At 31.8% G+C, this 20,068-nt stretch carries 16 protein-coding genes; 6 read left to right on the forward strand and 10 right to left on the reverse strand.

Features of this window, described 5'->3' with window-relative positions; all coding sequences use genetic code 11:
* The first annotated feature begins 295 nt into the window (after positions 1 to 295).
* From H0I29_RS11885 to H0I29_RS11905, 5 genes are all read left to right on the forward strand, one after another.
* Entirely contained in the window at positions 296 to 709 is a 414-nt protein-coding gene (locus H0I29_RS11885; RefSeq protein WP_254712618.1) for a hypothetical protein, read from the forward strand.
* Between the two features lie 110 nt (positions 710 to 819).
* Positions 820 to 4,617, forward strand: a complete 3,798-nt coding sequence (locus H0I29_RS11890; protein WP_218752503.1) for an efflux RND transporter permease subunit — start codon at positions 820 to 822, stop codon at positions 4,615 to 4,617.
* 15 nt (positions 4,618 to 4,632) lie between these two features.
* Positions 4,633 to 5,874: a TolC family protein gene (locus H0I29_RS11895; RefSeq protein WP_218752505.1), complete on the forward strand. Its 1,242-nt coding sequence runs from the start codon at positions 4,633 to 4,635 to the stop codon at positions 5,872 to 5,874.
* A 3-nt stretch (positions 5,875 to 5,877) separates the two neighbouring features.
* The gene (locus H0I29_RS11900; RefSeq protein WP_218752507.1) at positions 5,878 to 7,656 is read left to right on the forward strand and encodes an efflux RND transporter periplasmic adaptor subunit; all 1,779 of its coding nucleotides are present in this window, start codon (positions 5,878 to 5,880) and stop codon (positions 7,654 to 7,656) included.
* A 35-nt stretch (positions 7,657 to 7,691) separates the two neighbouring features.
* Positions 7,692 to 8,123: a heavy-metal-associated domain-containing protein gene (locus tag H0I29_RS11905; RefSeq protein ID WP_218752509.1), complete on the forward strand. Its 432-nt coding sequence runs from the start codon at positions 7,692 to 7,694 to the stop codon at positions 8,121 to 8,123.
* 223 nt (positions 8,124 to 8,346) lie between these two features.
* On the opposite strand, the gene H0I29_RS11910 is transcribed toward H0I29_RS11905, so the two are convergent.
* From H0I29_RS11910 to H0I29_RS11945, 8 genes are all read right to left on the reverse strand, one after another.
* The gene (locus H0I29_RS11910) at positions 8,347 to 8,937 is read right to left on the reverse strand and encodes an LUD domain-containing protein (protein ID WP_218752511.1); all 591 of its coding nucleotides are present in this window, start codon (positions 8,935 to 8,937) and stop codon (positions 8,347 to 8,349) included.
* Positions 8,938 to 8,940: 3 nt separating this feature from the next.
* On the reverse strand, positions 8,941 to 10,314 hold the full coding sequence (locus H0I29_RS11915) for a lactate utilization protein B (protein ID WP_218752512.1): 1,374 nt from the start codon (positions 10,312 to 10,314) through the stop codon (positions 8,941 to 8,943).
* A gap of 11 nt (positions 10,315 to 10,325) precedes the next feature.
* Positions 10,326 to 11,063, reverse strand: coding sequence for a (Fe-S)-binding protein (locus tag H0I29_RS11920; protein WP_218752513.1), 738 nt, complete (start codon positions 11,061 to 11,063; stop codon positions 10,326 to 10,328).
* Positions 11,064 to 11,316: 253 nt separating this feature from the next.
* Positions 11,317 to 12,195, reverse strand: a complete 879-nt coding sequence (locus H0I29_RS11925) for an AraC family transcriptional regulator (RefSeq protein WP_218752514.1) — start codon at positions 12,193 to 12,195, stop codon at positions 11,317 to 11,319.
* Between the two features lie 119 nt (positions 12,196 to 12,314).
* Positions 12,315 to 13,463, reverse strand: a complete 1,149-nt coding sequence (locus tag H0I29_RS11930; RefSeq protein WP_218732924.1) for an alpha-hydroxy acid oxidase — start codon at positions 13,461 to 13,463, stop codon at positions 12,315 to 12,317.
* 4 nt (positions 13,464 to 13,467) lie between these two features.
* On the reverse strand, positions 13,468 to 14,766 hold the full coding sequence (gene fucP / locus H0I29_RS11935; RefSeq protein ID WP_218752515.1) for an L-fucose:H+ symporter permease: 1,299 nt from the start codon (positions 14,764 to 14,766) through the stop codon (positions 13,468 to 13,470).
* Positions 14,767 to 14,865: 99 nt separating this feature from the next.
* A complete protein-coding gene (aldA, locus tag H0I29_RS11940) occupies positions 14,866 to 16,305 on the reverse strand; it encodes an aldehyde dehydrogenase (protein ID WP_218752516.1) in 1,440 nt (479 codons plus the stop codon).
* A 445-nt stretch (positions 16,306 to 16,750) separates the two neighbouring features.
* On the reverse strand, positions 16,751 to 17,629 hold the full coding sequence (locus H0I29_RS11945; RefSeq protein WP_218752517.1) for a sugar phosphate nucleotidyltransferase: 879 nt from the start codon (positions 17,627 to 17,629) through the stop codon (positions 16,751 to 16,753).
* A gap of 69 nt (positions 17,630 to 17,698) precedes the next feature.
* Between H0I29_RS11945 and H0I29_RS11950 the strand changes: the two genes are divergently transcribed.
* A complete protein-coding gene (locus H0I29_RS11950; protein WP_218732928.1) occupies positions 17,699 to 18,301 on the forward strand; it encodes an alpha-ketoglutarate-dependent dioxygenase AlkB in 603 nt (200 codons plus the stop codon).
* Between the two features lie 2 nt (positions 18,302 to 18,303).
* Here the strand turns inward: H0I29_RS11950 and H0I29_RS11955 are convergent, their stop codons facing one another.
* The gene (locus H0I29_RS11955; protein WP_218752518.1) at positions 18,304 to 19,011 is read right to left on the reverse strand and encodes a LytTR family DNA-binding domain-containing protein; all 708 of its coding nucleotides are present in this window, start codon (positions 19,009 to 19,011) and stop codon (positions 18,304 to 18,306) included.
* 3 nt (positions 19,012 to 19,014) lie between these two features.
* Positions 19,015 to 20,058, reverse strand: a complete 1,044-nt coding sequence (locus H0I29_RS11960) for a sensor histidine kinase (RefSeq protein ID WP_218752519.1) — start codon at positions 20,056 to 20,058, stop codon at positions 19,015 to 19,017.
* Positions 20,059 to 20,068 lie beyond the last annotated feature (10 nt).

The following is a 20,068-nucleotide window of genomic DNA, read 5'->3' on the forward strand; positions in this document are numbered from 1 at the left end:
TAGTTCTTCTAAATTTATATTATTTCTTTAACATGTTCTGTATTTGATATTTCCTTTTGCTAATTTTTTAACCTATGTTAGTGTGAGTTTTTAATGGTTGTAAATATATTGGGCTTGTTTTGTTGCTTTCTAAGCAATGTAATTGTTTTCCTTGCGTTAAATTCTCTAAATGAATGATGTCTGATTTTAAATAAAATATAGGGATTCATTTATGAAAGTCAGTTGCCTTGTTTTTCAGTTAAACTTTTCTAAAGTAAAAATTTATTATCAAATTTTGTATACCTTTGCCATTAATATGAAGCAAATTTCACATAAAATAATGTCAATTGTAATGGCTGTTGTAGTTCTATTTTCTACGATGTCATTCACTGCTAGTATGCATTATTGTGGTGATACTTTAGTGGAAACTGCTATGCTTCAAAAGGCAGAAGGTTGTGGCATGGATATGCAAAAACCTGCCACCAAAGATTGTTCAATTACAAAAAAAGATTGCTGTAATGATGAACAAATAGTTGTAGATGGTCAAGACGAATTACAACTACAAGTAGATACTATTTCTTTTGAACAACAACTTTTTATAGCTTCATTTGTTTACACGTATATCAATCTTTTTGAAGGTTTAGAAAATAATGTATCTTCATACGAAGCGTATCAACCACCTCTCATAGACAAAGAACTCTTTAAGCTAGACGAGACTTATTTAATCTGATTTTTTTAACAATAGACTGTATTATCCTATGATTTATTTCATTAGGATGATTTCTTGTATTCGATGTTTTTTCTAACATCACTTTCTAATTGTTTTAAATATCAGGCTTTATGCTAAATAAGATTATTAAATATTTAATAGAAAATAAAATCGTATCGGTTTTATTATTGGTCCTTTTTATTGGATGGGGAACTGTAAACGCTCCTTTTAATTGGGATACTGGCTTTTTACCAAGCAATCCTGTGGCTGTAGATGCCATTCCGGATATTGGCGAAAATCAACAAATTGTCTTCACAAAGTGGGGTGGTCGTTCTCCACAAGATATAGAAGATCAAATTACCTATCCTTTAACAACCACTTTACTTGGTATTCCAGGAGTAAAAACCATTCGTAGTTCATCAATGTTTGGCTTCTCTAGTATTTATATCATTTTTGAAGAAGACATTGAGTTTTATTGGAGTAGAAGTCGAATTTTAGAAAAACTAAACTCCTTACCGAGTAATCTATTACCAGAAGGGATAAATCCTGCTTTAGGACCAGATGCTACAGGTTTAGGACAGATTTATTGGTATACTTTAGAAGGACGTGATTCCGACGGAAACGTAACCGGTGGTTGGGATTTACAAGAATTACGCAGCATACAAGATTACTATGTAAAATATGGTTTATCTTCTGCTAGTGGGGTTTCTGAAGTGGCCTCTATTGGTGGTTATGTACAAGAATATCAAATTGATGTCAACCCAGAATTGATGCGCCAATACAACATTGGATTGAATCAAGTTGTAAAAGCGGTTAAAGAAAGCAATAAAGATATTGGTGCACAGACTTTAGAAATTAATAAAGTTGAATATCTAGTTCGTGGTTTAGGCTATGTAAAATCGATTGAAGATATTGAAAATGCAGTCGTAACTTCTAAAGATTTTACGGCTATTAAAATTAAAGACATTGCTAAAGTTTCTTTAGGTCCTGCCGCTAGACGCGGGATATTAGACAATGAAGGAGCAGAAGTTGTTGGAGGTGTTGTCGTAGCAAGATATGGCGCAAACCCAATGGAAGTCATCACGAATGTAAAAGCCCAAATAGAAGAATTAAAAGGTGGTTTACCTTCTAAAGTTTTAGCAGACGGACGTACATCTCAATTAACAATCGTTCCTTTTTATGATCGATCAGAACTGATTGTAGAAACCTTAGACACCCTTAGTGAAGCTTTAACCTTAGAAATATTAATTACTATTTTGGTGATTATTGTAATGGTCTTTAATTTAAGAGCTTCTCTTTTAATTTCGGGCTTGTTACCTGTAGCTATTTTAATGGTATTTGTTACCATGAAACTCTTTAATGTGGATGCCAATATTGTGGCATTATCTGGTATAGCCATCGCTATTGGTACCATGGTTGATGTTGGCGTCATACTCGCCGAAAACATGATTCGCCATCTCGATGAACAGGAAAATGTCATTCCGACAGAACGAGGCACGAGCGACGAGGAATCTCATAACAAGAAACTATCCATAAACGAAGTTATTTACAACGCTACTGCAGAAGTTTCTGGCGCTATTTTAACTGCTGTTTTAACGACTATTATCAGTTTTGTGCCTGTATTCACAATGATTGGTGCCGAGGGTAAATTGTTTAGACCTTTAGCGTTTACAAAAACAATGGCATTATCAGCTTCTTTAGTGATTGCTTTGTTTATCATTCCGCCTTTAGCAGCTTTTTTATTCCGTAAAACAACCCTAAAAAACGGATTTAAATACATTGTAAGTGGTACTTTAGTTCTTGCAGGAATTGTAATTGTGATCAGCGGATTTTGGTTAGGAACTATTTTAATCGCCTTCGGAATTTTGTCTTTATGGAGTTTGTATTTTAATAAAACTGAAATTAAATTTTCCTTTTTCACTTTTCATTTTTCGCTTTCTAAAAACTTTGTAAATATCATTATCTCATCAATTGCCATTGTATTTCTATTGGCAGAATATTGGAGACCTTTAGGTTTTAATCGCAGCATCTTTATCAACCTTATTTTTGTGTCTATTATTTGCTTCGGAATTTTAGGAATATTCTCTGTTTTCAGAAAATATTACGGCCGAATATTACAATGGGCTTTAGCGAATAAGATGTTGTTTTTAATGGTTCCGATAATGGTTCTTATTTCTGGAATATACATTATGAAAAACACAGGAAAAGAATTTATGCCTTCATTAAATGAAGGTTCTTTTCTACTCATGCCTACTTCTCTTCCGCATGCTGGAGTTGAAGAAAATAAACGTGTGTTGCAGCAATTAGATATGGCGGTTGCGACCATTCCAGAAATTGAAACAGTGGTTGGAAAAGCGGGTAGAACAGAATCGCCTTTAGATCCTGCGCCTTTATCGATGTACGAAAACATGATTCAGTATAAATCGGAATATATGCGTAATTCCGAAGGAAAAAGACAACGTTATAGAGTAAATGCTGATGGTTTGTTTGAGTTGAAAAACGGAATGTCATTGCGAGCAGAACAAAATGAAGCGTGGCAATCTCTTAATGCAAAAGAACAACTTATCGAAGATAACAACGGTGAATATTACAGAAACTGGCGACCAGAAATTAAAAGTCCAGATGATATCTGGAAAGAAATTATTAAAGTTACCAAGTTACCAGGTGTTACTTCTGCTCCGAAATTACAGCCCATAGAAACACGATTGATCATGTTACAAACTGGTATGCGAGCGCCCATGGGAATTAAAGTAAAGGGACAAGATTTAAAACAAATTGAAGCTTTTGGTTTAGAGTTAGAACGCTTTTTAAAACAAGCGGAAGGTGTTAAGGTAGAAGCTGTTTTTGCGGATAGAATTGTTGGGAAACCTTATTTATTAATTGATATTGACAGAGAAAAAATAGCACGCTATGGCATTTCTATAGAGGATGTACAAAGTGTACTAAAAGTTGCTATTGGTGGTATGGCTTTAACCCAAACGGTTGAAGGTAGAGAACGTTACGGCGTTCGCGTACGTTACCCAAGAGAATTACGTGGCAATCCAGAAGACATTAAAGATATTTATATTCCTGTAGAAAAAGGAAGTCCTGTGCCTTTAAGTGAATTAGCGACGATTAAATATGAACAAGGTCCGCAAGTGATAAAAAGTGAAGATACTTTTTTAGTGGGCTATGTTTTGTTTGATAAAATAGATGGTTTTGCAGAAGTAGATGTGGTAGAAAATGCGCAAGCTTTGTTTCAACAAAAAATAGATTCCGGAGCATTAACGGTTCCTAAAGGCATCAGCTATAAATTTACGGGTACTTATGAGAACCAATTGCGAGCAGAAAAAACACTAGCAGTTGTGGTGCCTTTAGCATTGGCTATTATTTTCTTGATACTGTATTTTCAGTTTAAATCGGTAACCACTTCGTTAATGGTATTTACGGGAATTGCGGTTGCATTTGCAGGTGGTTTTATTATGATTTGGTTATACGGACAAGATTGGTTTTTCAATTTTAGCTTCTTTGGCGAGAATATGCGAGACCTTTTCAATATGAAAACCATCAATTTAAGTGTGGCCGTTTGGGTTGGTTTTATTGCCTTATTTGGTATTGCAACAGACGACGGAGTTGTCATGGCAACCTATTTAACGCAAACTTTTGATCGTGAAAAACCTGCGGATAAAATGAGCATTAGAGTTGCTGCTTTAGAGGCAGCTAAGAAACGTATTCGTCCGTGTTTAATGACAACTGTAACTACTATTTTGGCATTATTACCTGTTTTAACATCCACAGGAAAAGGAAGCGATATTATGATTCCGATGGCAATACCGATTTTTGGAGGAATGGTTATTGACATTACCTCCTACTTTATCGTGCCGGTTTTATATAGTTGGAGAGAAGAGTTTAAGTTGAAAAGATTAGATAGAAAAGAGCTTAGAAAATAGATATAAAAATATACAATGAAAAACTATAAATATCATATAACACATAAAGTCGTCTTACTTCTTGGTTCTTTATTCTTTGTTCTACAAGGAAATTCTCAAGAACTAGAAACTTACATTAATAAGGCTTTAGATAATAATCCTGAAATTCAGAAATTTGAGTTACAGTATCGAATTGCTTCTGAAAAAGTAAATGAAGTAAATACCTTACCAAACACCGAATTTAGTGCAGGTTATTTTGTGTTAGAGCCAGAAACACGAACAGGAACGCAGCGCTTTAAAGTATCGGCAAAACAAATGTTGCCTTGGTTTGGAACCATTACTTCTCGTGAAAATTATGCGAGTTCTTTGGCCGATACAAAGTACGAAGATATTGTAATAGCCAAACGAAAACTGATGGTTTCCGTATCTCAATCGTATTATAAATTATATGTAAACAAAGGCAAGCAAGCTATTTTAGTTGAAAACAGCAAACTGCTTAAAACTTATGAAATATTGGCATTAAAATCGATTGAAGTCGGTAAAGCTTCTGCAGTAGATGTTTTAAGATTGCAAATGCGTCAGAATGAATTAGAACAACTCAAATTGGTTTTAGAACAACAGTATTTAGCAGAACAAACCGCTTTTAATAAGCTTTTAAATAGAGAAAATACGATTAAAATTGATGTTGTTGATGCATTAATAATGCCTTCCGAAGATTTTGAAATCAATACTAAAAACCTTGCTTTGCATCCTGAATTGCTGAAATACGACAAACTGTTTCAATCTGTAGCACAATCCGAATTGATGAATCAAAAAGAAAGTCAGCCTTCCTTTGGTTTCGGATTCGATTACATCAATATTAATGCAGGACCTGACATTACTTTTAGTGAAAAAGGAAAAGATATTTTGATGCCAACTGTGTCGTTATCTATTCCGCTTTTTAATAAGAAATATAAATCGAAAACGAAGCAAAATGAGTTGCAACAACAAGAAATTGAAGCACAAAAACAAGAACGTTTAAATACTTTAGAAACGCTATTAGACAAAGCTGTAACTGATAGAATTTCTGCAAGCATCACGTATAAAACACAAGTTAAAAATATACAGCAAGCCAAAGATGCAGAAGATATTTTAATTAGAAGTTATGAAACCGGAACGATCGATTTTAATGACGTTTTAGACATTCAGGAATTACAATTAAAGTTTCAAATGAATCAAATTGAAGCTGTAAAGAACTATTATGTTCAAACCACAATCATCAATTATTTAATCAATTAAATTATGAAAAAATATATCATTTATATAGCTGTGTTAACTGTTGGTTTCCTTTTAGGCTGGATACTTTTTGGAGGTAATACTACATCTACAGAGGCAGTGCACAAACATAATGAAGCTACAGAAACTAATCAAATGTGGACTTGCTCCATGCATCCTCAAATTATGCAACCAGAGGCTGGAGACTGCCCTATTTGCGGAATGGATTTAATTCCTGCTGCAAGCAGTGCAAAAGGATTATTAGCAGATCAATTTAAGCTTTCTAAAAACGCGATGGCTTTGGCCAATATTCAAACATCAATAGTAGGAAAAAGTGTTTCTAATGAAAATTCAGGTTTTATTTTATCAGGAAAAATTACTGAGAATGAGAATGAAACAGCAACAATGCCTGCCCATTTTAACGGTAGAGTTGAAAAACTGTTTGTAAATTCTTTAGGAGAACGTGTTAAAAAAGGACAAGCAGTTGCTCAAATTTATTCTCCAGCATTAATTGCAGCACAGCAAGAATTAATTACAGCTTATAAATTAAAAGCATCGCAACCACAATTGTATAATGCCGTTAAAAACAAGTTTAAAAATTGGATGATTCATGGTAAGCAATTAGAGGAGGTAGAACAAACCGGACAAGTAAAAAATAGCTTCACCATTTATTCGCATGTTTCTGGTGTAGTTACCGAAATCGCTATAAATGTAGGTTCTCATATTATGGACGGAAAACCTATTTTTAAAGTATCAAATTTAAACAGCGTTTGGGCAAATTTTGATGTCTATGAAAATCAAATTAGTCAATTTAAAAAAGGGCAGAATATTGTAATCACAACAAATGCTTATTCTAATAAAGAATTTAAAGGCAAAGTAGATTTTATAGATCCTATTTTAGATAGTAAAACAAGAACAGTAAAATTAAGAGTCGTATTAAATAATAAAAACGAACTTTTTAAACCAGGCATGTTTGTAGAAGGTAAAATTAAAGGAGTTGATTCTTCAATTAAAAAGCAAGTTTTATCCATACCTGCTTCTGCAATTTTATGGACAGGAAAACGCTCTGTTGTGTATCTAAAATCGAATGCAAATGAACCTGTTTTTCAAATGCAAAAAATTACATTAGGAAACCAATTTGGAGATAATTATCAGGTTTTAGAAGGTCTAAATAATGGAGATGAAATTGTAACCAACGGTACCTTTACTGTAGATGCTGCTGCTCAATTACAAGGCAAAAAATCGATGATGAATAAAAAAGGAGGCAAAGTAATGACGGGGCATGAAGGTCATTTAGGTATGAATAATAACTCTTCCGAGGTTAAAAAACCTTTAAATAAAAATGAAAGAATTGCCGTTTCTAAAGAGTTTCAAAATCAATTAAACATCGTTTTTAATACTTATATTGAATTGAAAAATGCGCTTGCAATAGATAATACTCAAAACCTTAAAAAGCAATCGAAACAATTAATAGCTAATTTAGGGAAGGTGGATATGAAATTATTAAAGAGTAAAAATGCACATCAGCATTGGATGCCTTTAGAAAAAGAACTAAAAGCAACTGCTAATTTAATTTCTAATACAGACGATATTAAAGTTCAAAGAACCTATTTTAAGAATTTATCATCAAATATGGCCACTGTGTTAGAAGTGTTTGGTATCCATGAAAAAGTATATCATTTGTACTGCCCAATGTCTGATAATAACAAAGGTGCTTATTGGTTAAGTAAAGAAGAAAAAGTAGTAAACCCTTATTTTGGAGGTGCTATGTTAACTTGCGGAGAAGTAAAACAAGTAATAGAATAATAAAAAATTAAATACTAATAATTAAATCTAAATCAATGAAAAAAGTAATTTTAAGTTTAGCTATTATAGCTACAGTAAGTTTTACAAGCTGTAAAAACGAAACCAAACAAAAAACAAATACTACAGAAGTTTCTAAAGAAGTAGCAAACGCTACACTAACTTTTGGAGTTAGAGGAAACTGTGGAATGTGTAAAAGCACCATTGAAAAAGCTGCTAATGCTCTTGATGGTGTTATAAATGCAAATTGGGATGTAAATAAAAAGAAAATAGAAGTATCTTTTGATGATACAAAAACAGATGCTACTGCCATTCATAAAGCTATTGCAGCTTCTGGTTATGATACAGAAAAAGAATCTGGAAGCGAAGACGCATACAAAGGTTTGCCTGCTTGTTGCAAATATGATCACGAAATGGCTATGAATCAATCTGGAGAAGAAACAGCAGAAGGTCATGCTAATCACAATTAATCTAAAAGAGTACTTTTAGATTTTACTTCTAATATCGTCAGTTTTATATTAAACAAATTACACTCGTACTTTACTGTGTAACTTAAAATTACAGGATTAGACTTTTATCGTTTAATCCTGTTTTGATGTAAAAAAGTAGAGCTAATGTTTGTATATATTTAATTAGCTATTTTTATTCAATAAACAGTTTTTTTTGCATGGGAAAGCCATTGTAAATTAAATTTTAATCTTTTAAAAATACAGTAAGACTTAAGGCGCCGTGGGCACCAATTACTAAAGATTGTTCTATATCTGCCGTTTTAGAAGGGCCTGCAATAAATACACCAAAAGCGGCATTTATGTTGGTTAACTTTTCATACGCTTGATGCATATATGGCACAATGTCTTTTTGTGAAATAACGAGTATTAAATGCTTTGTAATAAATGGTAATACACGCACAGGAATCTCTGAACCTGAGATCCAAATAGCACCATTTTCTGCAACCGCTAATTTACTTTCTAAAATTAAAATATCTAAATCTTCTAAATCGTGTGGCTTCTGTAAAGTTGCTAGTTTTATAGTGTTAAAAGAAGTGGTATCTGCTAAATTAGAATATTTTACTTTTGCATCTGTAAATGTTTTATCTATTTGCTCTATAATTTCTTGATTAGAGTTTATAGAAACAACGTTACCACCAACGATTTCTACTTTTTTAGTAAATTCTTTAAGAAGATCTAAGCCTTCGTCAAAAAGAGAAATATTGATGTTTGGTAAATTGATAAGTGCCGGTTTATTGGCTTTAATTCGGTCTAATATTTGATTTCTGCTACTCATAATTTAACTTTTTTTCTCGTTTTCTCTATCTTTAAACCATTGATCGAAACTTTTCTCTGGGCCCAAAGGTAAATCTCTGGTATGTCCCCAAACATTTGGTTTGGAGTTAATCATTGCTTTTGGTAAGTTTCTTAAAGACCAACGTGCAATTTTACCGACAGTTTCAAAACGATTAGGGTGTGCAAAAATATTTCCCATTGCCTTCATAGCTTGCTTTTTAACAAACGGTTGAGGTGTTTCTTTGGTGATTATTTGTCGCCATTTATACAACTGCGAATGAATATCTATTTTTACAGGGCACACATCGGAACAAGAACCACATAAGGTGGATGCAAACGGAAGTGTACTGTGTTTTGTTAAATCTTTTCCTGGTGATAAAATAGAACCAATTGGTCCTGGAATGGTAGCATCATAACTATGTCCTCCACTTCTTCTGTAAATAGGGCAGGTGTTCATACAAGCACCACAACGAATACAGTGTAAAGAGGCTCTAAAATCAGGTCTACTTAATTGTTTAGATCGTCCGTTGTCTACAATTACAATATGCATTTTTGCACCTTTTCTTGGTTTTTTAAAGTGAGATGAATAGGTAGTTATTGGTTGTCCGGTTGCAGATCTTGCCAATAATCTTAAAAATACACCTAAGTGTTCTTGCTTTGGTATTATTTTTTCTACACCCATACAAGCAATATGTACAGGAGCTAAATGTGCGCCCATATCAGCATTTCCCTCGTTGGTACAAACTACAAAGCCACCAGTTTCTGCAACAGCAAAGTTAACACCTGTAAGAGCTGCATCTGCTTGAATAAATTTGGTTCTTAAGTGTTTTCTTGCTTCACCAGTTAAATATTGTGGATCTCCGTCGCAAGGTTTTGTGCCTAAATGTTCTTGAAACAATTCATCTACCTCATGCCTGTTTTTATGTATGGCAGGCAATACAATATGACTTGGTGTTTCTTTTGCTAATTGTACTATGCGTTCTCCTAAATCGGTATCTATTACCTCAATTCCATCTGCCTCCAAAGCTGGATTTAAATGACATTCTTCGGTTAACATCGATTTACTTTTCACAATTTTTTTAGCATTATTGTCTTTAAGAATTTGAAGTACAATTTTATTGTGTTCTTCTGCATTTGCAGCCCAATGAACTTCTACACCGTTCTTTTTGGCATTTTCTTCGAACTGAATTAAATAGTTGTCTAAGTTAGACAGCATGTGAGCTTTAATTCCATGGCCTAGGTTTCTTAGTTCTTCCCAACCTTTTACATTATGAACAGATAGATCTCTTTTATGACGGACAAACCACAGGGCTTTGTCGTGCCAATCAACCCTTTTTTCGTCTTTATTAAAAATACTTGCTAATTTAGAATGACTCATTTTATAGTATTTTATAGGTTGCTATTTAAAATTTCTGCGATGTGCAAAACTTTTAAAGGTTGTTTGTTTCTATTAATTAATCCTTCTAAATGCATTAAGCAAGAAGTGTCTGTAGCAGTAATTACTTCTGCACCACTTTCTAAATGGTCTTTAATTTTGTCTTTTCCCATTTTAACAGAAACGGCCTCTTCTGTAACTGCAAAGGTGCCTCCAAAACCACAACATTCGTCGCTTCTTTTTAAGGTGACTAATTCTGCTCCTTTTACTTCTTGTAACAATTCTTCTATATAAGAATATTTTTTACCAACCACTTCCGAGCAAGAACCTAAACGCAAACCTCTTAATCCATGGCAACTTTTATGAATGCCAATTTTGTGAGAAAAAGTAGCACCTACGTCTTTAATTTTTAAGATATTTAAAATAAAATCGCACAATTCATATACATTGTCTCTTACTTTTGTAACTTCAGTTGTTTGAGGAATAATGTTGTAATGTTTTTTTACATGATATGCACAACTTCCAGAGGGAGTAACAATATAATCGAACTCTTTAAAATTGTCTACAAAGTTATTACATGCACCAACAGATTCATATTCGTAACCTGAATTTGCCATGGGTTGACCACAACAGGTTTGCCCTGACGGATAGCCAACATCAACATTTAATTTTTCTAAAAGTTCTATAGTTGCAATTCCAACTTGTGGGTATAACTGATTGATGTAACAGGGGATAAATAGACCTACTTTCATGTGGAAATGATATTAATATTTATAGATACAATAGTACAAAAACTGATTATTGGAGTCTTCCTAAATTTTGACCATTAATGATACTTATTTTGCCTTATTATTTAGATTGATATTAGATAAAGCAAATTAAAGCATAGGTATTTGAGTTTTTATCTAGGATTAACTAGATAAAAAGAGAGGGTTTTTCCTTTTAAATTTAATGTTTAACACTATATATTGTAAAAGCTAATGAAATAACGTTAGCACTAATTAATTACTGCCCGGAAATTTTGGATCTATACTTTTTTAAATAGTTAGAAGGAGTAGCATTCATCACTATTTTAAATTGACGATTAAAATTAGATATATTTTTAAAGCCAGATTCATAACAAACTCTGGTAATATTAAATTTGTCTTCCATTAACATTTTGCAAGCGTATCCTATTCTTATTTCAGTAACGTATCTAGAGAACGTTTTTTTATTTATACGTTTAAAATAGCGACTAAAAGCAGCTGTATTCATGTTGGCAATAGAAGCAGCTGTTTCTAAATTAATTTCTTTATTGAAGTTTTTAAATATGTAAGCTTGTACTTTATCTTGTATATCACTTTTAGTAGATTTAAAAGAATTAACAGACCCATCACTGGCTAATTTTTTTGTAGATGTGTGTTTTGCTAGTTTATCTAATATAATTAAAAATGAGATTGTTTTATTAAATCCTTCTAAATCAAGCATTTTTTTAATATCGGTGATAAGGCTAGTATCTACATTTAAGAACTTTATACCATACTTAGCTCTTTCAAAAAGGGCTAATATATGCTTCATTTCTGAAGCTTCAAAAAATGAATCTCCCAAATAGTTTTGCTTAAAATGAATCGCAATAGCTTTTACTAATTTGGTGGCGTTTTGATTAAAATAATCATCACTATTCACCCACATGTGAGGTAGGTTTTTACCAATTAGGATTACATCTCCAACATTAAACTTTTCAATACTATCACCAATGAAACAAGTACCTTCACTTTTTAAGATCACCACTAATTCTAATTCGGCATGATAATGCCATATTTTTAAAAAATAAGGGTATTCATTTACTTTGGTAGTTAAAGAGCTATTACTAATACTGCTTCTATCTAAGCGGTGTAATTTCATGAAAAAAATATTTTGTATAAAAAAAACAGAAATTTAATACCTTAATAAAGGTACTAAATTTCTGTTATAATTAAAAAAATAAAATATTAGTATAAGAAAAATGTAGTCATTATTGTTTGCTATTTTATTAAATGGTTCGGCAAGTTTTTAACATGTTCGCAGCATAATTGCTCCATAACTTGCTGAAATTCTCGTTTCATTAAAGAAATGGTATGGTTACCACCTTCTTTTCCTAATGCACCAACACCATACATAAAACTACGTCCCATAAATGTAAATTCTGCTCCGTTAGCCATCGCTCTTGCAATATCTGGACCTCCACGCAGGCCTGAATCGACCATTATTTTTATTTCATTCTTAAACTTTTTAGCCAAATGCGTCATTGGTACAATAGAAGATTGACCAGCGTCTAATTGTCTTCCTCCGTGATTAGATACAATTAATCCATCTACACCTAAGTTAATGGCTTTTTGTGCATCCATTTCATTTACAACACCTTTTATTACTAATTTACCTTTCCATTGGTCTCTTATAGAAGCAATTCGGTCTTCATTTAATCGACCTGAAAAAGTTACATCCATAAATTCACCTAATTTTTTTAAATTTAAACCTTTAGGCATATACTTTTCCATGGTTTTAAAAGCAGGTTGTCCATGAATTAAAGTTTGGATGGCCCAATCTGGCTTTTTAAATACTTCAAGAATATTTTTTACACTCATAGATGGAGGCATTGCTAAGCCGTTTCTAACATCTCTTGGTCTATAACCAAATGTAGGTACATCTGCTAAAATAACTAAGACATCTGTTCCTGCATTTGCAGCTCTATCTAACAAATCTCTTTTAACACTTTCTTCTGCAGGATGGTATAATTGAAACCAAGATTTTCCTTCTGTTAATTCTGCTACGCGCTCAATACTAGAAGTAGTAACAGTACTTAAGATAAAAGGAACATTATGATCAAAGGCTGCTTTTGCTAAAATTTCTGGAGAATTTGGCCACATTAGCCCTTGAAGTCCAACTGGTGAAATTCCAAAAGGTGCATCATATTCATGACCAAATAATTCTGTTTTTAAATTAGATTTATCAAACTTTGATAAATATTGAGGCATTAACTCTATTTTCTGAAGGTCAGTACGATTTTTATCTAAATTAATATCTTCGTTACATCCACCATCTAAATACTCAAAAGCAAATTTTGGCATTTTAACCATTGCTCTTTTTCTTAAATCTGTTACAGAAGGATATTTAGGGTTTATTTTTATTTCCATTTTTTTATTTATAAATTTTCATTGTTCTGTATCCATAAAGTGCTATAAAACAGAAACAGATAAAAGGTAAAATAAATGAAAAGTTGACTCCCGTAAATGGACCAATTTTTTCCATATCTATCATTGAACCTTGTAATATTGGCATTAAAGCGCCACCTACAATTGCCATAACCAAACCTGCAGCTCCTAGAGCCGAATCCTCTTCACTTAATCCGTCTAAAGCAATTCCGTAAATTGTAGGGAACATTAAAGACATAAATGCTGAGGTTGCAACTAGCATATATAAACCAGCCATTCCTTCAATTAAAATAACTCCGGCAGTGGTAACCATTGCACCAAGTGCGAAAATCATTAGTAGTTTTTTTGCGTTGATATATTTCATCATAAAAGTACTGATAAACCTACTTCCTAAGAAAATAGACATGGCAACAATATTAAAGTTTTGTGCTGTAGATTTAGGGATTCCTAAGTTTCCGGCATATTGGATAATAAATGTCCAACACATAATTTGTGCTGCTACATAAAACATTTGTGCTAAAACACCTTCTTTGTATTTTCCGTTTGCAAATAACCTTTTAAAAGAATCTGCTGCACTAGAGTAGGTTGTAGTTGTGCTTCTTTTTGGCATTTTAGTTACTGCAATTAAAACCAACATTGCTATAACAACAAATCCAAGAATTACATACGGGTTTCTGATAATAGCTAAATCATGTGTTCTAATAATTGCTTTTTGAGCTTCATCTAGCGTACTAAAAATCAATTCACCAGCTTCATTTCTTTTGTCAGAATCTAAAGCGACCAAAATGAACTTAGATGCTACAAACATCCCGAATAAAGACCCAATAGGATTAAAAGCTTGTGCTAAATTTAAACGTTGTGTAGCCGTTCTTTCATCACCCATAGAAAGGATATACGGATTTGCTGTGGTTTCTAAAAACGCCAATCCGAATGTTAAAATATAAAGTGATCCTAAAAAGAAACCGAAGACTTCAAATTGCGCTGCCGGAAAAAACAATAAAGCTCCAATTGCGTATAATGTTAATCCTAAAAGAATTCCTTTTTTATAGCTGTATTTTCTTACAAATAAAGCAGCAGGAATTGCCATTGTTGCGTACCCACCATAAAAGGCAAGTTGTACTAAAGCAGCTTTTGCAGTAGATATTTCCATAACGGTACCAAACGCAGCAACCATGGGATTTGTAATATCATTGGCAAAACCCCAGAGTGAAAATAAAGAGGTAATGATGATGAAAGGAATTAAAACTTCCTTGGAAACTACGGGGATTTTTTTTGACTCAGCCATAAATAAAGTTTTGTTGTGTGTATAAAAAAAGCACTTTTAAAAGATCTATATTGGGGGGAGATCTTTAAATTAAAAGTGCTTTTGTAATATTATGAAATACTACCTATATTGAGCATAGATAACTTTTGTTTGTAAATATTCTTCCATTCCATGTTTACCATCTGCACCACCTAAACCAGATTTTTTCCAACCAGCGTGGAAACCTTGAATTGCTTCAAAATGCTCTCTGTTAATGTACGTTTCTCCGTATTGTAATTCTTCTGCAGCATGCATTACTTTGTTAAAGTTTTCTGAGAATATAGATGATGTTAATCCAAATTCACAGTCATTTGCTAAAGCAATTGCTTCGTCAAGAGTACTAAATTTCATCACAGGTAAAACTGGTCCGAAAACTTCTTCTTGAATAATTTGCATGTTTTGAGTTACGTTGGTTAATAAAGTTGGTTGGTAAAAATAACCTTTATCAAATCCAGGAGTTCTAGTTCCTCCTACAACAACTTCTGCACCTTCTTTTTTAGCATATTCTACCATTTCAGAAACTTTATCCAATTGCGCTTTAGAAACCAAAGCACTCATATCTGGGTTATTCTCAGAAAAAGCATCTTCTACTTTTAAAATTTTCATTTTTGCTGCAACCATATCTAAAAATTGATCATGTATAGACTCTTCTACATATAAACGTTCTGCACAGTTACATACTTGTCCGCTAAACGTAATTCTAGAAGTAACAACAGCATTAACAGCCAATTCTAAATTAGCATCTGCACATACAATCGCTGGCGCTTTACCACCTAACTCTAAAGAAACTTTAGTAATGTTTTTAGATGCAGCTTCCATAACCATTTGACCAGCACCAACACTACCTGTTAAGCTAATAATACCAGTAATAGGACTTTTAGAAAGTGCATTACCAACAATACTACCTTTACCACAAACATAGTTTAATACACCTGCAGGAATTTTTATAGCTTCTATTAATTTAGCAAATGCCATTACCGTATTTGGTGCAATAGAACTTGGGTTTATTACACATGTATTTCCTGTAATTAAAGAACCAGCAACTTTTCTAGCCATTACAAAGAACGGAAAGTTCCAAGGCAAAATACCTACAGCAACACCAATAGGTGCTTTGTGTAAAAAGATATGCTCTTTAGCACGGTCACTTTGTATAATTTCTCCTTCTATTCTTCTTGCAAAACCTGCATAATAGTCAAAGTAATCTGCGGTAACATCAATTTCTACTTGTGCTAAACCCATTACTTTTGCTTGCTCTGCTGCTAACGTTTTTGCCAAGAAAATTCTATTCTCACGAATTACATTAGCCATTTTATTTAAATAGTTAGCTCTTTGAATTGCAGGAAGAGATTTCCATGCATGTTGAGAAGCTTGTGCTGCTTCTAAAGCTAATTGAGCATCCTTTACACTTCCAATAGGCATTAAAGCTAACACCTCTTCGGTACAAGGATTTAAAATTTCAATTACTTCTGTAGAGGTAGATTTTACAAATTTTCCGTTGATATACTGTTCAAATTGCTGCATAAAATATTTTTTAGTTAATTGTTTTTATATTAAATGAAGTCAAAAAAATAAGATAATTTTTAAGCTTCTTCTGCTACTAACATATTGGTCATAAAAGACATTAAGCAAACTTATAAATATAACTGAGTAAAATTTTATCCATAATATGCAATAATATGTATAATTTAAACATAAGTATATTTAAAAAGGTGTAATAACCCTCTAATAATTACTTGTAGAGATGTTTTTTTGTGAATATTATAAAGTTGATTTTGTGTATGTTCTATGAATGTTTTTGTCTGAATTGTGTTTTTAGTTTAAATTAATATGTTACAATGTAATTCCAATTATTTATAGATAATAAAATGTGTCGAGATCATTTTTTTTTTCTATTTTATTGATGATACTTATTCTAATTGAGAACCTTCTTTTAAAATGTTTAATTGTTTAGTAACTATCAATTTTCTTATATAGAAGTCCAATCTAAGGTAGCATAATGGTTTTTTAGATATGCTTTTACAATCGCAATATCATCTTTAGAAGATAAATCTGGTACGTGTTCCGAAAGCGGAATTCCTACAACTTTATTTATAGTTTTTGTAATGTAATTTAAAAGAGAGCTTTGCATTTCCTTTTCATTTCTAATAGGGTGAACGGGACAATTTTTTAAAAATGGATAAAATTCTTTGCCATCAAATTTAAAAATATTCATACTCACTCTTAGCTTTCCGTCTCTGTCATAAAAATTAGGCACCTCTTCTTTCGAAGGTTTTTCAAGAATGTTGATGAGGTTATTTTTAGCATCTAATTTTGTCAATGCAAATTTAGAAATTCGTTCTAACGGAAATTCTAAAGCATCTCTATTATAACTTATAAAAGCATTTTTGTGTTCAGTTTTTCTTAATGTATAAAGTGCTTCTGTAGAGTATAAATTATCGCTATTACAAACCGTATAAAATTGATTATTCAATTCAGGAAATTGTTCTACAGCTTGTAAAAGTGCGTCTGCAGTACCAAAAGGTTTTTCTCTGTTTTTAGGAATATACTGTATTGGAAAAGAAATGTTTAATCCGTTAAAATCGTTATTTTTATCTTTACTACCGTAGAACTCTTTAAACAAACCTCCTTTTTCATTGATAACAATATAGATGTTTTTGTAACCCGCTTTTTTTGCATTATATAACAGATAATCTAACACCGGTCTCCCTGTTTTATCTAAGCTAATTAAACTTTTACTTCTGTTGTTAGCTTGTGCAGTTTCATTAGAATCTATGGTTTTAGAAGTTGCTGGTTTCTTCATTCTAGAAGAGGCTCCGCCAGCTAATATTATCAAGTTATTGTGCATGTAAAATATTGGTTTTTTTTTTGACTTTTTAAAAGTAATCAATTCAAGTTAAAATTGTATTTTTATTTCATGGATTTATTTTCTTCAGAAACAATACAAAATATTTTACCTTATGATGGAGTTACAAATTATCACGGAATAATTCTGGATAAAAAACAATGTGCGTTTTATTATCAGAAATTAATGGAAACCATTAACTTTAAAAATGATGAAGCAATTATTTTTGGTAAAAAGATATTGACCAAAAGAAAAGTAGCTTGGTACGGAGAGTCTGAATATTCGTATACCTATTCTAAGATAACAAAAACCGCCAATATTTTTACAAAAGAATTGTTAGCTCTTAAAGAAATCGTAGAGCAGGAGAGTGGTGAAACGTATAATTCTTGCTTGTTAAATTTATACCATTCTGGTGATGAAGGAATGGCGTATCATTCCGATGGAGAAAAAATGCTAAAGGAAAACGGAGCTATTGCTTCTTTATCTTTAGGAGCAGATCGTAAGTTTTCTTTTAAACACAAAGAGAACAAACAAAGAATAGATATTATTCTAGAAAAAGGGAGTTTATTGGTTATGAAAAAAGGAACACAAACCAATTGGCTACACAGATTACCACCAACCAAAAAGGTAAATTCACCTAGAATTAATTTAACTTTTAGAACAATAGAATTGTAATATTAATTATCAATTTTTTTGATAAAATCGTCTCTATAATTTAATCCAATAGGTATCCAATTATTATCAATAATAATTCTATTTCTTTGCACAGAATAAATGTGTTTTATAGAAACAATGTAGGATTTATGAACACGGATAAAATTCACTTTACCTAATTTTTCTTCAAAATTCTTAAGACTGCTAAGTGTTAAAATAGGTTTTTCTCTATGTGTATGAATTTTAATATAATCTTTTAACGACTCTATATATTTTATGTCTGCTAAGTTTATTTTTAAATTCTCATATTCAGATTTTACAAAAATAAACTCAGGAGTTGTTTCTAAGGTTGTAACAGGTGTTTCTTCTTCCGTTTTAGACTTCAATAAACTTTGTGCTCTTGTTGCCGCTTTTAAAAAACGATGAAAAGGAATCGGTTTTACTAGGTAATCGATGGCATTTAAGTTAAAACCTTCCACGGCATAGTGCGAGTATGCAGTTGTAAAAATAAATAGTGGTTTGTTGTCTAAAGATTTTATAAAATCGATACCAGAAAAATCTGGCATTTCTATATCAGTAAAAATTAAATCTATTTTTTGTGATTGTAAAATAGTTGTTGCTTCAAATCCACTAGAGCAAGAACCTATTAATTCTAAAAACGGAACTTTAGAAATAAAGTCTTCTAATAATTCTAATGCTAGCGGTTCATCATCAATAATTATACACTTCATTTTTTATTTTTTTAAGTTGATTTTTAGATTTACTTCAAATGATTTTTTAGTATTCGTAATCTCTAAAGTATGCGCGTCTGGGTACAATAAATTCAATCTGTTTTGTATGTTTTCTAAACCAATACCAGAGTCTTTGTTTAAGGTGTTTTGTAGTGATGATAAATTGTAAACATTTAAATGTAATTGATCATCATTGGTAGAAATTTTAATAGTAATATCTGTTTTTCCTTTATAATCTGTTCCGTATTTAAATGCGTTTTCTATAAAAGAAATAAGTAGTAGAGGTTCTATTTTGTAGTTTAAATTTCCATGCACGTTTATTTTTACACCACTAGAATCTTTTAATCGTAATAACTGTAAAGAAATATAGTTTTTTATGTATTCTATTTCTTTTTCTAGGCATATATAGTCTTCATTGGCCTCATAAATCATATATCGCATGAGTTCCGAAAGAGTTACAATGGCAACGGTAGTATCATCAGATTTCTTATTAGCTAAAGAATAAATACTATTTAATGTATTGAATAAAAAATGAGGATTTAACTGTGCTTTTAAAAATGATAATTCAGAATTTACTTTTTGAGAAGCGGCAATAGTTCGTTCTTTTTCAGATTTATACCATTCTGCAACTAGCTTTACACAAGTACTTAAAGCAAAAAATATCAGCAGTAAAATAGGTGGTCTTAAATTGAAATTACTTTCTCTAGGTCCTCTAAATTTAGGATTAAATTGGCCTTCCGGAAAAGGTGGTCTTAAAGAAAATTTTAAACAGAATTTTATTATAAAAGTTATAGAAAATATAATTCCTAATGAAATTAGAAGGTATAAAATAATTTTTTTATTCAGTAAAAATTTAGGGATTAACACTAAATAATTCAAATAAAAAACAGCAATAAAAGTGAAGTTTAAAATATAAAACTCATTCGGAATTGTGCTTAATCTAGCATAAGACTGAATGGCGGTTATCACCAAAAAGAAAATCCATATAAGACAATGGACAATTATTATGGTGTTATTTTTTTTTAATAAAGGACTCAATGTTTTCATTATTTAACAA

The sequence above is a fragment of the Polaribacter sp. R2A056_3_33 genome, assembly GCF_019278485.1.
Classification (GTDB): Bacteria; Bacteroidota; Bacteroidia; order Flavobacteriales; family Flavobacteriaceae; genus Polaribacter.

Bases quoted from the DNA above. Each gene is read 5' to 3' on its own strand.
- H0I29_RS11885 (WP_254712618.1), top strand. From the start codon at position 296: ATGAAGCAAATTTCACATAAAATAATGTCAATTGTAATGGCTGTTGTA.
- H0I29_RS11890 (WP_218752503.1), top strand. From the start codon at position 820: ATGCTAAATAAGATTATTAAATATTTAATAGAAAATAAAATCGTATCG.
- H0I29_RS11895 (WP_218752505.1), top strand. From the start codon at position 4,633: ATGAAAAACTATAAATATCATATAACACATAAAGTCGTCTTACTTCTT.
- H0I29_RS11900 (WP_218752507.1), top strand. From the start codon at position 5,878: ATGAAAAAATATATCATTTATATAGCTGTGTTAACTGTTGGTTTCCTT.
- H0I29_RS11905 (WP_218752509.1), top strand. From the start codon at position 7,692: ATGAAAAAAGTAATTTTAAGTTTAGCTATTATAGCTACAGTAAGTTTT.
- H0I29_RS11910 (WP_218752511.1), bottom strand. From the start codon at position 8,937: ATGAGTAGCAGAAATCAAATATTAGACCGAATTAAAGCCAATAAACCG.
- H0I29_RS11915 (WP_218752512.1), bottom strand. From the start codon at position 10,314: ATGAGTCATTCTAAATTAGCAAGTATTTTTAATAAAGACGAAAAAAGG.
- H0I29_RS11920 (WP_218752513.1), bottom strand. From the start codon at position 11,063: ATGAAAGTAGGTCTATTTATCCCCTGTTACATCAATCAGTTATACCCA.
- H0I29_RS11925 (WP_218752514.1), bottom strand. From the start codon at position 12,195: ATGAAATTACACCGCTTAGATAGAAGCAGTATTAGTAATAGCTCTTTA.
- H0I29_RS11930 (WP_218732924.1), bottom strand. From the start codon at position 13,463: ATGGAAATAAAAATAAACCCTAAATATCCTTCTGTAACAGATTTAAGA.
- fucP (WP_218752515.1), bottom strand. From the start codon at position 14,766: ATGGCTGAGTCAAAAAAAATCCCCGTAGTTTCCAAGGAAGTTTTAATT.
- aldA (WP_218752516.1), bottom strand. From the start codon at position 16,305: ATGCAGCAATTTGAACAGTATATCAACGGAAAATTTGTAAAATCTACC.
- H0I29_RS11945 (WP_218752517.1), bottom strand. From the start codon at position 17,629: ATGCACAATAACTTGATAATATTAGCTGGCGGAGCCTCTTCTAGAATG.
- H0I29_RS11950 (WP_218732928.1), top strand. From the start codon at position 17,699: ATGGATTTATTTTCTTCAGAAACAATACAAAATATTTTACCTTATGAT.
- H0I29_RS11955 (WP_218752518.1), bottom strand. From the start codon at position 19,011: ATGAAGTGTATAATTATTGATGATGAACCGCTAGCATTAGAATTATTA.
- H0I29_RS11960 (WP_218752519.1), bottom strand. From the start codon at position 20,058: ATGAAAACATTGAGTCCTTTATTAAAAAAAAATAACACCATAATAATT.